Annotated in this window: 14 protein-coding genes; 7 read left to right on the forward strand and 7 right to left on the reverse strand. The window is 65.3% G+C overall.

Annotation, left to right across the window (positions count from 1 at the left end; all coding sequences use genetic code 11):
* Nucleotides 1-40 precede the first annotated feature (40 nt).
* Nucleotides 41-1,096, forward strand: a complete 1,056-nt coding sequence (locus tag B4L36_RS01300) for a type III polyketide synthase (protein ID WP_292951107.1) — start codon at nt 41-43, stop codon at nt 1,094-1,096.
* Nucleotides 1,093-1,614: an isoprenylcysteine carboxyl methyltransferase family protein gene (locus B4L36_RS01305; RefSeq protein ID WP_292951110.1), complete on the forward strand. Its 522-nt coding sequence runs from the start codon at nt 1,093-1,095 to the stop codon at nt 1,612-1,614. Before B4L36_RS01300 ends, B4L36_RS01305 begins: the two co-directional genes overlap by 4 nt.
* Before the next feature lie 25 nt (nt 1,615-1,639).
* Here B4L36_RS01305 and B4L36_RS01310 read toward each other — a convergent pair whose 3' ends face one another.
* The 7 genes from B4L36_RS01310 to B4L36_RS01340 all read right to left on the reverse strand — a co-directional run bounded on the left by B4L36_RS01310 (nt 1,640) and on the right by B4L36_RS01340 (nt 8,822).
* Nucleotides 1,640-3,127: an alkaline phosphatase D family protein gene (locus tag B4L36_RS01310; protein WP_292951113.1), complete on the reverse strand. Its 1,488-nt coding sequence runs from the start codon at nt 3,125-3,127 to the stop codon at nt 1,640-1,642.
* Nucleotides 3,128-3,369: 242 nt separating this feature from the next.
* Nucleotides 3,370-4,347 (reverse strand): branched-chain amino acid ABC transporter permease, encoded by a 978-nt coding sequence (locus tag B4L36_RS01315; protein WP_292951116.1) that lies wholly within the window; start codon nt 4,345-4,347, stop codon nt 3,370-3,372.
* The gene (locus B4L36_RS01320; RefSeq protein ID WP_292951119.1) at nt 4,347-5,234 is read right to left on the reverse strand and encodes a branched-chain amino acid ABC transporter permease; all 888 of its coding nucleotides are present in this window, start codon (nt 5,232-5,234) and stop codon (nt 4,347-4,349) included. Before B4L36_RS01320 ends, B4L36_RS01315 begins: the two co-directional genes overlap by 1 nt.
* A 66-nt stretch (nt 5,235-5,300) precedes the next feature.
* Nucleotides 5,301-6,455, reverse strand: coding sequence for an ABC transporter substrate-binding protein (locus tag B4L36_RS01325; RefSeq protein WP_292951145.1), 1,155 nt, complete (start codon nt 6,453-6,455; stop codon nt 5,301-5,303).
* An 88-nt stretch (nt 6,456-6,543) separates the two neighbouring features.
* Nucleotides 6,544-7,287, reverse strand: coding sequence for an ABC transporter ATP-binding protein (locus tag B4L36_RS01330; protein WP_292951122.1), 744 nt, complete (start codon nt 7,285-7,287; stop codon nt 6,544-6,546).
* Nucleotides 7,280-7,819 carry a metal ABC transporter permease gene (locus tag B4L36_RS01335; protein WP_292951147.1) on the reverse strand — a complete coding sequence of 180 codons (540 nt, stop codon included), beginning with the start codon at nt 7,817-7,819 and terminating at the stop codon, nt 7,280-7,282. The genes B4L36_RS01330 and B4L36_RS01335 overlap by 8 nt, the downstream gene beginning before the upstream one ends.
* A 172-nt stretch (nt 7,820-7,991) precedes the next feature.
* The gene (locus B4L36_RS01340; protein ID WP_292951125.1) at nt 7,992-8,822 is read right to left on the reverse strand and encodes an ABC transporter ATP-binding protein; all 831 of its coding nucleotides are present in this window, start codon (nt 8,820-8,822) and stop codon (nt 7,992-7,994) included.
* Nucleotides 8,823-9,094: 272 nt separating this feature from the next.
* On the opposite strand from B4L36_RS01340, the gene B4L36_RS01345 reads away from it, so the two are divergent.
* The 5 genes from B4L36_RS01345 (at nt 9,095) to B4L36_RS01365 (ending at nt 13,468) form a co-directional block, all read left to right on the forward strand.
* On the forward strand, nt 9,095-9,940 hold the full coding sequence (locus B4L36_RS01345) for a LysR family transcriptional regulator (RefSeq protein WP_292951128.1): 846 nt from the start codon (nt 9,095-9,097) through the stop codon (nt 9,938-9,940).
* A gap of 234 nt (nt 9,941-10,174) precedes the next feature.
* Nucleotides 10,175-10,906, forward strand: a complete 732-nt coding sequence (locus B4L36_RS01350) for an HdeA/HdeB family chaperone (RefSeq protein ID WP_292951131.1) — start codon at nt 10,175-10,177, stop codon at nt 10,904-10,906.
* 450 nt (nt 10,907-11,356) lie between these two features.
* Nucleotides 11,357-11,890 carry a hypothetical protein gene (locus tag B4L36_RS01355; RefSeq protein WP_292951134.1) on the forward strand — a complete coding sequence of 178 codons (534 nt, stop codon included), beginning with the start codon at nt 11,357-11,359 and terminating at the stop codon, nt 11,888-11,890.
* Entirely contained in the window at nt 11,887-12,285 is a 399-nt protein-coding gene (locus B4L36_RS01360; protein WP_292951137.1) for a phage holin family protein, read from the forward strand. Before B4L36_RS01355 ends, B4L36_RS01360 begins: the two co-directional genes overlap by 4 nt.
* Nucleotides 12,275-13,468 carry a DUF3618 domain-containing protein gene (locus tag B4L36_RS01365; protein WP_292951140.1) on the forward strand — a complete coding sequence of 398 codons (1,194 nt, stop codon included), beginning with the start codon at nt 12,275-12,277 and terminating at the stop codon, nt 13,466-13,468. The genes B4L36_RS01360 and B4L36_RS01365 overlap by 11 nt, the downstream gene beginning before the upstream one ends.
* Nucleotides 13,469-13,573 lie beyond the last annotated feature (105 nt).

Below are 13,573 nucleotides of genomic sequence, written 5' to 3' on the forward strand. Positions count from 1 at the left end.
CGCGGGATGCGTTACTGGGACGGAACAGACGGGAATCCTCATGCCAGCCATCCTCGCGGCGCCGGTGCGTCTGCTGGCCATTGCCAGCGCCGTGCCGCCCCACCTGCTGCCACAGCACAAAGTCATCGACGCGGCCCGCGCGATCCTCGGCCCCCGTTTTGCGCAGTTCGAACGCCTGATCCCGGCCTTTCGCAACGGCGGGATCGAGGAACGCCGGTCGGTCGTGCCGCTGGACTGGTTCACCACGCCACGCGGCTGGCGGGACCGGACCGAGGCCTATCTGTCCGGCGCCTCGGACCTGTTCCGGCAGGCGGCCGGCCGGGCGCTGGAGATGGCGGGCCTGACGGCGCCAGAGGTCGATGTGATCGTCACCATTTCCTCGACCGGGATCGCCACGCCGACGCTGGAGGCGCAGGTGGCGCGCGAAATGGGGTTTCGCGCCGACGCGATCCGGGTGCCGGTCTTCGGTCTGGGATGCGCGGGCGGCGCCTCGGGACTGGGCATCGCGCGCGATCTGGCGGCGGCCCGGCCCGGCGCCAATGTCCTGCTGGTCGCGGTCGAGACCTGCACGCTGCTGTTCCGTCTGGACCGGCTGCGCAAGGCCGACATCATCGCCACCGCCCTGTTCGGCGATGGCGCGGCGGCACTGGTGCTGCGCGCGGGCGAAGCGCGGGACGACGGCCGGCCCGAGATCGGCACCGGCCGCCAGCATATGTGGCCCGACACGCTGGACATCATGGGCTGGTCGGTCGAGGAGAACGGGCTGGGCGTGATCTTCGACCGCTCGATCCCCGATTTCGCGACGCGCGAATTGCGGCCCGCGCTGGATGCGCTGATTCCCGGTCACGCGCCCCAACGCTATGTCTGCCATCCGGGCGGAGCCAAGGTGCTGGTGGCGCTGGAACAGGCGCTGGATCTGCCCGAAGGCGCGCTGGACGCCGAACGGGCCGTGCTGGCCCGCACCGGCAACATGTCCGCGCCGACGGTGCTGTTCGTGCTGGAGCAGGTGCTGGCATCGGACCAGCGCGGCGACCTGCTGGTGCTGGCGCTTGGACCCGGCTTCACGCTGTCGGCCGTGCCGATCCTCGTGCCATGACAGGCGCGGCCGCCTTCATCGCCTTCCTGGTCCTGCAAAGACTGGCCGAGCTGATCCTGGCGCGGCGCAACACGGTGCGGCTGCTGGCGCAAGGCGCGGTCGAACACGGCGCGGCGCATTATCCGCTGATCGTGGCGCTTCACGCAAGCTGGCTGGCCTCCATCGCGATTTTCGGCTGGGACCAGCCGATCCGTCCGCTGTGGCTGATCCTGTTCGTGGCGCTTCAGGCGGCCCGGCTCTGGGTGCTGGCCTCGCTGGGCGACCGCTGGACGACGCGGATCATCGTGCTGGATCGGCCGCTGGTCGCGCGCGGGCCCTACCGGCTGATCCCGCATCCGAACTACGCCGTCGTCGTGGCCGAGATCGCGGTCGCGCCGGTGGTGCTGGGCCTGTGGCCCGTCGCGCTGATCTTCACCGCGCTGAATGCGGCCGTCCTGGCCATCCGCATCCGGGCCGAGAACCGCGCCCTGTCCGGCCTGCGCGACCGCCGGCCGGACCGCAGGACCCCGCCCGGCTGAGACGGGCGCGGCCCGCGGCCGGGATTCAGGCCGGTTTCGGATCCAGCGTGATCGACCACAATTCCCGATCGCCGCGATCCATCAGCCGCACCCGCATCTGGCCCGAGGCAGCCTCGATATCGACGATACCGAAGAACTGCATCCCCGCCGAGGGCGGCAGGTTCGCCTGGCCCGCCGGCGGCGCCTTGACGAATTTCACCTCGGGCCCGAAGGTCATGTCCAGATCGTTCGGCCCGAAGGTGCCCGCGTGAAGCGGTCCGGACACGAATTCCCAGAACGGCTCGAAATCCCGAAAGGCGGCGCGGTCGGGATGGTATTCATGCGCGGCGGTGTAGTGCACATCCGCCGTCAGCCAGACCGTGTTCGCGACCTTCTCGTCGCGGATAAATCGCAGAAGCTGCGCGAATTCCAGCTCTCGTCCCTTCGCCGCGCCGGGATCGCCATTCGCCACGGCCTCGACATAGCGCTGATCCTCGGCGACCTTGTCCCAGACATTGACGCCGATGGGCATGTCGCAGGCGATCACCTTCCAGGTGGCCTTCGAGCCTTTCAGCGCCCCCTTCAGCCAATCCATCTGCGCCTTGCCGAGGATCTGGGACTGCGCCGTCACCGCGTCCTGCATTCCATCGCTGTTCGCGCCGCGATAGCTGCGCAGATCCAGAAAGAAGATGTCCAGCAGCGGACCATAGCCGATCTTGCGATAGACGCGACCTGGTTCGGCCGGGTTGTAGCTGATCGGGGTCATCTCGTGAAAGGCCCGCTGCGCGCGCGCCATCAGCAGCGGCACCGACTTTTCGCTGTAGCGGTCATCCGCGCTCAGATCCTTGCCGGGCGACCAGTTGTTGACCACCTCGTGATCGTCCCACTGGAACAGCGTCGGGCAAATCGCCGACAGGGCCCGCACATGCTGGTCCATCAGGTTGTATTTCCAGCGCCCCCGATATTCGTCGAGACTTTCGGCGACCTTGCGGACCTCGTCGGTCAGGATGCGGTTCCTCCACAGACCGCCCTCGATCGCGACCTCGTCCTGCATCGGTCCGTCGGCATAGATCGTGTCGCCGGAATGGATGAAGAAATCCGGCTCGTGCAGCGCCATCGTGGCATAGCTGCGCATTCCCTCGTCGTCGATGCCCCAGCCCTGCCCGGCCGTGTCGCCGGACCAGACAAAGCGGATATCGCGCTTTTGCGTGGGCGCGGTGCGGAAGCGGCCGGTCAGCGGCGCACCGGTCGCGTTCGGATCGCCGAGATCGGTGGGGGTCATGCGATAGAAGACCGTTTGGTCCGGGGCCATGCCCTCGACCAGCGCCTTCACGGCCTGATCGCTTTCCGGCAACGCGTTCAGATCGCCCAGACGGCGGGCATCCTGAAAGCTCTCGGTGGTCGCGACCTCCAGCGCGATCCGCGAGGGCCGGTCGGCGCGGGTCCAGACCATGCCGCCCTGCGCGGTGACATCGCCGGACTGCACGCCATGGGTCAGGACAGGGCGGCTGCTGGCGCGGCTGATCGCCGGCATCGCGAGAATCGATGTCCCGGCGAGGCCGGAGACAAGCAGGCGGCGGCGGGACATGCGCGAAAAGGTCATGGGCTGGCTCCGATTGGCTGGTATCGCAACCGGGCTAGCACTATCCCGTGACATTCGGGTATCGGGAACAAGTCGGTTTCCTGACGTCAGCCGATCTTGGCCCGTTCCTGCCGCGCCGGGGCATCAGCGCAGCCTTCCCGCGCGGGCCTGCGGCAATGCGTCTGGGGCAATGCCTATAGCGGCCGCTTCAGCCATTTCGAGATCACGCCGACGATGCCCTCGCGAAACAGCAGCACGCTGATCACGAAGATCGCCCCCTGGATCACCGTTACCCACGCGCCGAAGGTGGCAAGATAGTTCTGCATCGTGACGATGACCGCCGCTCCGACGATGGGGCCGAACACGGTTCCCATGCCGCCCAGCAGCGTCATCAGCACGACCTCGCCCGACATCGCCCAATGCACGTCGGTCAGGGAGGCAAGCTGGAAGACCTGGCTTTTGGTCGCGCCGGCCAGCCCCGCCAGCGCCGCCGACAGCGTGAACACGATCAGCTTGTAGCGATTGACCTGATAGCCCAGCGAAATGGCGCGCGGCTCGTTCTCGCGGATCGCCTTCAGGACCTGGCCAAAGGGCGAATGCACGATCCGGTAGATCAGAAGGATGCCGCCGAAGGTGATCGCCAGCACGAAATAGTACAGCGCCATGTTCGAGCGCAGCGAAATCAGTCCGAACAGATCACCGCGCGGCACCGACTGGATGCCGTCCTCGCCGCCGGTGAAGGGCACCTGAAGGGCAAAGAAATAGACCATCTGCGCGAAGGCCAGCGTCACCATGGCGAAATAGATCCCCTGCCGCCGGATCGACAGCGCGCCGATGACCAGCCCCAGCAAAGCGGCGGCCACGGTGCCGGCAAGGATCGACAATTCCGGCGTCAGTCCCCAGACTTTCGCGGCATGGGCGGCAACATAGCTTGCCCCGCCGAAATAGGCCGCGTGCCCGAAGGACAGAAGTCCGCCGAAACCGAGAAGCAGGTTGAACGCATAGGCGAAAAGCGCAAAACACATGACCTTCATGGCAAAGACGGGATAGACCCCGTAGGGCAGCAGCAGCGCCAGCCCCAGCAGGACCAGAAAGATCACCTTGTGCAGCCGCGGCATGCCGATGCTTTCGCGCAGGGGGCCGGTCTTGACCGTGTCTTCGGCGATCGCCATCAGCCTGCCCTCCCGAAAAGACCCTCGGGCCGGAACAGCAGCACGATCGCCATGATGACGAAGATGACGACGGCGGACCCTTCGGGATAGAACACGCGCGTCAGACCCTCGACAAGACCCAGGCCATAGCCGGTAAGGATCGCCCCCATGATCGATCCCATGCCGCCGATCACCACGACGGCGAAAACCACGATGATCAGGTCGGCGCCCATGTTGGGATTGACCGAATAGATCGGTGCGGCCAGCACGCCGGCAAAGCCCGCCAGTGCCACGCCGAAACCGTAGGTCAATGTGATCATGCGCGGCACGTTGATGCCGAAGGCGCCGACCAGAACCGGGTTCTCGGTGGCGGCGCGCAGATAGGCACCAAGCTTCGTCTTCTCGATGATGAACCAGGTGGCGAAACAGACGATGACCGAGGCGACGACGACCCAGCCGCGATAGGTCGGCAGGAACATGAAGCCAAGGTTGTAGCCGCCCGACAGCGACGCGGGAATCTGGTAGGGCAGGCCCGAGATGCCGTAATAGTTGCGAAAGAGCCCCTGGATGATCAGTGCAAGTCCGAAGGTCAGAAGAAGCCCGTAAAGGTGGTCGAGATGGTAGAGCCGTGCCAGCATCAGCCGTTCCAGGACGATGCCGATGGCGCCCACGACCAGTGGCGCGACGATCAGCGCCGGCCAGTAGCCCACCCCGACATAGGTCAGCAGCATCCAGGCGGCGAAGGCGCCCATCATGTATTGGGCGCCATGGGCGAAATTGATGATGTTGAGAAGCCCGAAGATCACCGCCAGTCCCAGTGACAGGACCGCATAGAACGATCCGTTGATCAGCCCCAGAAGAAGCTGGCCCATCAAGACCTGCGGCGGCACGCCCAGAAGTTCGAACATCTCGTTCCGTCCCGTGATTGAAATGGCGCCGCGCCAGAATTTCTCCGGCGCGACCGCCCCGTCAGGTTACTGCTTGGTAAAGTCGCATTCCTCGAGCATCGGCAGGAACGCATCCTCGCCGCTGATCGTCGCGACTTCCTTGTAGAGGTCCCACTCGCCGGTCGATTCCGCGGGGGTCTTGACCTCGTAGAGATACATGTCGTGGATCGCCCGGCCGTCGCCGCGGATCGAGCCCTTGCCGAAAAGCGGGTCGTCGAAGGGCGACTCCTTCATCTTGGCGGCGACCGCCTTGCCGTCCTCGGCGCTGCCCAGTGCCTCGACCGCCTTGAGATATTGCAGCGTGCCGGAATAGACGCCGGCCTGCACCATCGTCGGCTCGGCGCCGTGCCGTTCCATGAACCGCTTGGACCATTCACGGGTGGCGTCGTTGCGGTCCCAGTAGAAGGCCGAGGTCAGCGACAGGCCCTGTGCGGTCTGTGCGCCAAGCGCCTGCACGTCGGTGATGAAGAACAGCAGCGCAGCCAGCTTCTGACCGGCCTGGGTGATGCCGAACTCGGAGGCCTGCTTGATCGCGTTCACGGTGTCGCCGCCGGCATTGGCCAGCCCGATCACGTCGGCGCCGCTGCCCTGTGCCTGCAGCAGATAGGACGAGAAGTCGGTGGTCGGGAAGGGCGCATCCACATTGCCCACGACCTCGCCGCCGCTCGCCTCGACCACCTTGGCGGTGTTTTCCTGCAGCGACTGGCCAAAGGCATAATCGGCGGTGATGAAGAACCATTTCTTGCCGCCCGCATCGGTCAGCGCCTTGCCGGTGCCGTTGGCCAGAGCCGCCGTGTCATAGGTCCAGTGAATCGTCGTCGGCTTGCACTGACCCTGCGTCAGTTCGGTCGATCCGGCGCCGGAATTGATCAGCACGCCGTTCTTCTCGGCGGTGATGTCGGCCACGGCAAGGGCCACGGACGAGGTCGGCACGTCGAGAATCGCGTTCACGCCCTCTTCGTCATACCATTTCCGCGCGATGCTGGAACCGATGTCGGGCTTGTTCTGGTGATCGGCCGAGATGATCTCGACCTTCATGCCCTTGTCGGCGGCCTTGAAATCCTCGACCGCCATCTGCGCGGCGATCACCGACCCTTCGCCCGAAAGATCGGCATAGACGCCAGAGCGGTCGTTGAGAACGCCAAGCTTCACGTTGATTTCCTGAGCCAGCGCCGGGTTCATGGCCAGCGTGGCAAGTGCTGTGCCGATGAGAATGTTCCTGATCAAGGTCGGTCTCCTTCTGTTGGCCGCGCCGTGCGCGGGATGGTTCTCAGACGCCCAGATAGGCGTGCAGCTTGTCGATATTGGCGTCCAGTTCGGAATTGGGGATCATGTCCGCCACCTTGCCCTGTTCGACGACATAGTGACGGTCCGCCACCGAGGCCGCGAAACGGAAGTTCTGTTCGACCAGCACGATGGTGAAGCCCTCCTGCTTCAGCGCCAGGATCGTGCGGCCGATCTGCTGCACGATGACCGGCGCCAGCCCCTCGGTCGGCTCGTCCAGAAGCAGAAGCCGCGCACCGGTGCGCAGGATGCGGGCGATGGCCAGCATCTGCTGTTCGCCGCCCGACAGCTTCGTGCCCTGGCTGCGGCGACGCTCCTTGAGGTTGGGGAAAAGCTCGTGGATCCGGTCCACCGACAACCCGCCCTCCCGGATACGCGGCGGCAGCATCAGGTTTTCCTCGACGCTGAGCGAGGCGAAGATGCCGCGTTCCTCGGGGCAGAGCGCGATCCCCAGGCGCGCGATCTGGCGCGGCTGCATTCCGACGATCTCGGCGCCCTGGAACCGGATCGAGCCCTCACGCTTGCCCAGAATGCCCATGATCGCCAGCAGGGTCGAGGTCTTTCCCGCGCCATTGCGGCCCAGAAGCGTCACCACCTCGCCTTCGGCCACGTCGAATTCGATGCCGTGCAGAACGTGGCTTTCGCCATACCAGCCATTGAGATCGCGCACCGCCAGCATGGCGCCCGCCGTCCGGCCCGGACGTTCCGTCTGTGCCATCGCGTCACTCATGGTCGGCTCCGATATAGGCTTCGATCACCTCGGGTGACCTGGACACCGCGGCATAATCGCCCTCGGCCAGGATCTCGCCGCGCGCCAGAACCGTGATCCGATCCGACAGATCCGCGACCACGGAAAGATTGTGCTCGACCATCAGGATCGTGCGGTTCTTCGATACGCGGCGGATCAGGGCGGCGATGCGTTCGACATCCTCGCGGCCCATGCCGGCCATCGGCTCGTCCAGAAGNNGGCTCATCAGGATGATTCCCAGGGCAAAACCGCTGGCAAAAATAATCCCGATGGATGCGTCAAGGCGAAGGTTGGCCCGGCGGCTGATGAAGGTGATGAGTAAGGACGCCGGGATGGCCCAACCCAAGGCTCCCCAGAAGATGTTGCCGCCAAGAAAATACGCCACCGACATACCGGCCAACGACGAATGAGCGACGGCATCTCCCATGAACGCCAGACCCTTCAGGACGACGAAGCTCCCCACCAACGCACAGACCACCGCAGCGAACCCGGCGGCAAGAAATGCCCGCTGCATGAAAGGGAATTCCAGGGGCTCAATCAAGACGTCGATCAAAGCGGGTTGATTCCCTTACTAACGCGAAGCATGCCAAGAGCCAGCGAGAATCGGAACCCCTCCCCGTTCGTCCTGAGCCTGTCAAAGGACCCGGCGAGGTGAATCAGGTTGGAGGCATATAGAGCGGACCGCATCACTTGCCCCCGGAGTCGCCGATATCGGAAGGGGGAGCGTGGGAATGATGCTGATAGGCGTAAGCCTGGCCGTCAACGTGCACCAGCAAGAGGTGGGTTCCGAAGGTCTCACCAAGGACATCTTCGTTCAAGACTTCTTCGGGCGTGCCGTAGGCCACCAAACGCCGGTTCAAGCAGGCGGCTTTGTCGCAACGTTGCGAGACGCAGGATAGGTCATGAGTGCTTAGGACAACAGTGGCGCCACCTTCGCGTAGCCGGTCGATGATGTCCAGAAATTGGTGCTGGGCCGTGGCATCCAGGCCGGCCATCGGCTCGTCCAGAAGCAGCATCTCGGGGTCCAGCGCCAGCGTCGTCGCGATTTCCAGCGCGCGCTTGCGGCCATAGGGCAGTTCGGCGGCGCGGTGACGCTCGAACTCGGTCAGTCCGACCTCTTCCAGATAGTCGCGCGCCTTGTCGTCATAGCGCGACAGGGTCTTTTCCGAACGCCAGAAATCGAAGCTTTCGCCGCGCCGCCGCTGAAGCGCGATGCGCACGTTCTGAAGCACCGTAAGATCGGGAAAGATGGCCGAGATCTGGAACGATCGCACGATGCCCAGCCGTGCGATCTGGGTCGGCGACAGGGCGGTGATATCCTGGCCCTTGTAGATGATCTTCCCCGCGGTCGGCTTGAGAAACTTCGTCAGGAGGTTGAAACAGGTCGTCTTTCCCGCGCCGTTCGGCCCGATCAGCGCGTGGATCGAGCCGGTTTCGACCGAAAGGTTCACGTCGTTCACGGCAACGAAGCCGCGAAATTCCTTGGTCAGACCCCTGGCTTCGAGTGCCGCGGTCACGGGGCCGCCCCGGCGCAGGCGTCAACTGCGGCGGTCGTTGCCGCGATCGGAAAGGACGGCCGGTCGCCCAGGCCGGCAAGCCGCCACAAGTCCTGCTCCGCCCTCGCAGAATTGATGTCGCTCGTCTTCGGCAAATCGCGCCTCTATCCTGTTCTTCTGGCTGGATTCTTGTCGAGCCAATCCCTGTTTCCTGGGCAGCATGAGCGCGGATCGGGATGCAGACAAACGAAAAATTCTGCACGATGAATGCAATAAATCTGCTAACAGGCGTCATGGATACCAAACTTGTCGAGACCTTTCTGGAAATCGTCGCCACCGGCAGTTTCAATACCGCCGCGGCGCAAATGAACATCGGCCAGACCACCGTCAGCGCACGCATCCGCACGCTGGAGGACCAACTCGAACGCCCGCTTTTCGTGCGCCACAAGGGCGGCGCGGCGCTGACCCCCGCCGGCCGGCAATTTCTGCGCCATGCCCCGAACTTCGTGCAGCTTGCGCGGCAGATGCGGCGCCAGGTCGCCGTTCCGCAGGGTCACAGAGCCATCCTTGCCATCGGCGGCGAGATGAGCCTCTGGCAGCCGCTGCTGCTGGACTGGATCCGGCGGCTCAGGGCCGAATGCCCCGACATCGCGCTCAGGGTCCAGGTCGATGCGCCCGGAACGCTGATCGACCAGGTGGCCGCGGGTCTTGTCGAAGCGGTGGTGATCCATGCGCCGCCGCAACGGCCCGGCCTGCGCATCGATCTGCTGGCGGATGACAGGCTGGTTCTGGCCAGCACCGACCCGGCCGCCGACCCCGCCAACGGGCAGACCCTGGTGGGCGCCGATTGGGGCCCGGATTTTTCGCAGGGCTTCGTTTCCGGCTTTCCCGCGTTTCAGGGCGCCGGCGTGACGTTCGATCCCGGCCCGCTTGCCGCCGATTATATTTTGGCGGCCGGGGGCTCGGGCTATTTCCGCCAGCGCGACATCGCGCCCCATCTCGCCTCGGGCGCACTGCACCTTGTCCCGGACGCGCCGCAATTCCCCTATCCGGTTTGCGCGGTCAGTTCGTCGCAGGCCGACCCCGACCTGCTGGGCCCTGCCCTGTCCCATCTCCGGAAGGTCGCGCCCTCTGGTTGATCCCTTGCCCGCAGTCCACGATGTGGGTTCAACGCCGGGCCGGACATGGCGCCGCAGGCTGGCAACGGATCACGTCCGCGCCCTTGTTTCCTGGCCGAAATGATTTCGCGGGCGGTCGCTGCCAGCAGCCTCTCCGCCGCGTTCCGATTAACAAAAGCTTCAGGAACCGCCGCCTTGGGCGCCGGGTTTCCCCGATGGTTGAAATTCAGCCGGAGGAGGAAATCAATCATGCCAATGAAAATCAGGATCGCAGCGACCACCGCCATCTGCGCCTTGTCGGCGAATATGGCACTGGCTCAGTCCGAATCTGCGGGCAAACAGACCACGGGCAAAGAACAAAGCCCGGATTCCGTGACCTGCGCGGACATTACTGCCATGGACACGGCGCTGGTTCCGGGCACCCTGTATTATATCGCCGGGTACAAGAAAGGCAGCGATGCAGGAATGTCGGCCGGTCAAGGCGGCGGCCAGTCGGCTGCGGCGGGGGCGTCAGGCGCGACAGGGTCCGCATCCGGCGACAGCTCTGCGACGACTGCGGCCGATGGCAGCACCGTGACAAGCGATGCCAACACCTCTGCCAACAGCGCCATGGACAAGCCGGCATCGGATGCCGCGACCGCGGCCGATGGCAGCGCGATCACGAGAGATGCGAACACCTCTGCCAACAGCGGCTCCAGCGGGGCGGCGTCGGACACGACGATGGCCACTGACAGCAGCGCGACCGCGGCAGGTGCGGATGCCTCGGCATCGGCGTCTGGTGGCGGACAATCGGGCGGCGGAATGTCCGCCGATGCCGGCGGCAGCCAGGCTGGCAGCGCCGGTGGCGACGTCGCCATCATGCGCGTCAGCGGAATGTTCGAGATCCCGGTCGAGGAGGTCATTACGGCGTGCACCGACACCCCGGAAATGAAGGCCGCCGACGCGATCGAACAGAAGCGCGGCGCTGCGGGTTCGATGTCGAACTGACGACGACCAGGCTCAGAGGCCAGACAAGGGTTCGGCGGCGTGGAAGCGTTCATGCCGCCGGACCAACGGGCGATCCCGGTTTTCCCGCGAAAGCCCTGTTGCGAATTTCATGAGTGTTCGGGCTGCACCTCTGTGGATTTCTGGCCGGCACACCCGGCCCCTCGGAACGACTATCCCTGACTGCCGCGGGCGGAAACGTCGCCACGTTGTCATGGATCGGCATGTGATCGGGGGATTCGCGCGAAACGCCGGCACAGAGGGCGGCCCACAAGTTCGATGAAACCCGGCAAGGATGTCATGGGTGCGGCCCGTTCTTGTCGCGCCCGCAGCACGGGCGGGCTGACCGCGCGGCGCGGGCAAGGTGGCCTGGACCGTGACCGCCCCGCTGATCCGTGACCGTCCCATTCTCGCGGTCTGCAAGCGGATCGCGCAACTCGAAAGGATTTAGCTGTGACGAATACTGACCAACAGAAGCCTACTGCGCACCAGGACACGACGAGCAGGGCCAAGTCGGCTGCGAGCTCGGCGTCGGAAGAGGTGAAGGAGCGGGCGCAGGATGTGGCCGGGAAGGTTTCCCACGAAGCGACACGACAGGCCGACAAGGCCAAGGGCGCGTTGGCGGGCGAGGTGAAGGATGTCGCCTCCGCGCTGCGGACCGCGGCCGATGAGATGCGTGACGGATCGCCTCAGGAACGCACCTTCAGCCAGATCGCGGACGGGCTGGCCGATGCCTCGGAAGCCATGCGAAACAAGGATTTGGGCGAGGTCGTCGGAACCCTCAACGACTTTGCGCGGCGCAATCCGTTGGCTTTCCTGGGGGGCGCGGCACTCCTTGGGTTTGCAGCGACCCGGTTCGCCAAGGCGTCAGGCAGCAGGCCATCACAGCCCGCCAACCCCTCGTTGGCTGGCATGTCCGGCCCCGCAGCCGCCGATCCGCTGCAGAGCCCGGCCCCCGTCACGACAGCGAAAGGAACATCAGCATGAGCACCGAACCGAACAAGTCCGCCAGCGGCTTGCTGAACGACGCATTGTCCCATGTCAGCAGCCTGGTTCGCAACGAGGTCGATCTGGCCCGTGCGGAAATCAACGAAAACGTCAACAATGCCGGCGCCGCCATCGGCTTGATCATCGGCGCCCTCGTGGTGGCGCTGACCGCTCTCAACGTGTTGTCTGCCGCCCTTGTCGCCGCCCTGACCGAGGCCGGGATCCCCGGCGGCTGGTCGGCGCTGATCGTCGGGGTCGTCTTCGCGATCATCGCCTACGTGATGCTCAAGAAGGGCAAGGACAACCTGAAACTCAGCAGTCTCGCCCCCAGCAGGACCGCGAAGAACGTCAAGCGCGACGCGCGCGCCGTGAAGGAGGCCTATGATGACCAATGAGACCCGTTCCCCCAAAGAGATCGAACGCGATATCGAACGCGAACGCGCCGGTCTGACCAATACGCTGTCGGACCTGCAAGACAGGTTTTCGATCGAAAGCCTCGCGCGGCAGGTAAGTGATCAGGTCCGCGAGCATGGCGGCGATATCGGCCGTTCCGTATCGGATGCGGTGAAGCGCAATCCGCTGGCATTGGCGCTGACCGGGGCCGGCCTCGCCTGGCTCATGCTGAGCGACAGAAGCGGCGGGCACGACCATGCCGCCCGCGATGCGCGCCATGGCCGGTTCGATGATGACGACAAGGACGGCCGGTATGGCCGCCGGCACGGTCACGATGCGCGTAGCGGTGTCGCGGATGATCACAGGTCCCGGCCCGTGACCGGGACGGGACGTTTCGCGCGGCCCGAAAACACCCCCTCCTGGGCGCGAGACCATGACAGTGACGGACTTGGCCTGTCATCGCGGGCAGAATACACCGCCCCGGGCGTCGCCGGGAATGCCTCGGAGGCGGCGTCCGGGGCCGGGGGATCGGGGCGCGGCCCTGGCGCCTCTGTCGCGGATACCACCAGACGCGCGGCCGGATCGGTCACGGATACGGTCAAGGGTGCCGCCGATGGGGTGGCGGATACCGGCCGCGCGGTTGCCGACAGCGCGCGCGCTGCGGCGACCAGCGCATCGGATCGCGCGGCAGCCATGCGGGCGCGGCTGGCCGAGGGCACCGAGGCCCTGTCCGAGGAAGCACGCGATCGCGTGATCGCCGCGCGTGAAAGCGCGATCGAGGCACGCGATGCGTCGCTGCGATATGCCCGTCAAGGCCGCGACATGGCCGTCGATATCTTCGAGGAACAGCCGCTCATCGCGGGTGCGCTTGCCCTTGCCGTCGGCGCCGCCATTGGTGCGGCACTGCCGCGCAGCCGGACCGAGGACCGTTATCTGGGCGAACAGAGCGATCGATTGATGGAAGAGGCCGAACGTCTTTACGCCGAGGAGAAAGAGAAACTCGGCAAGGTCGCTGAGGCCGCGACCGACGAAGCCAGAAAGATCGCGCAAGAAACCCGGGACGAGGTGGACAGCGCGGCGAAATCGGCGATCGACAAGGCCAAGTCCTCGGGCGAGCGGATCGCGGGCGCAGCCGAAACCGAGGCCGAGAAGCAGAACCTGGGCGATGTCCAGAACAGGTCGTGATCGAAAAACGCCATGAAACCTGCCGGTCCGCGCATCCCGTGCGGGCCGGATTCAGCAAAAGAGGCATCGCATGACCCGTGGCAGAAACGCCGACACCCCGGCGGA

This window comes from Paracoccus sp. UBA889, assembly GCA_002294185.1.
Lineage (GTDB): Bacteria > Pseudomonadota > Alphaproteobacteria > Rhodobacterales > Rhodobacteraceae > Paracoccus.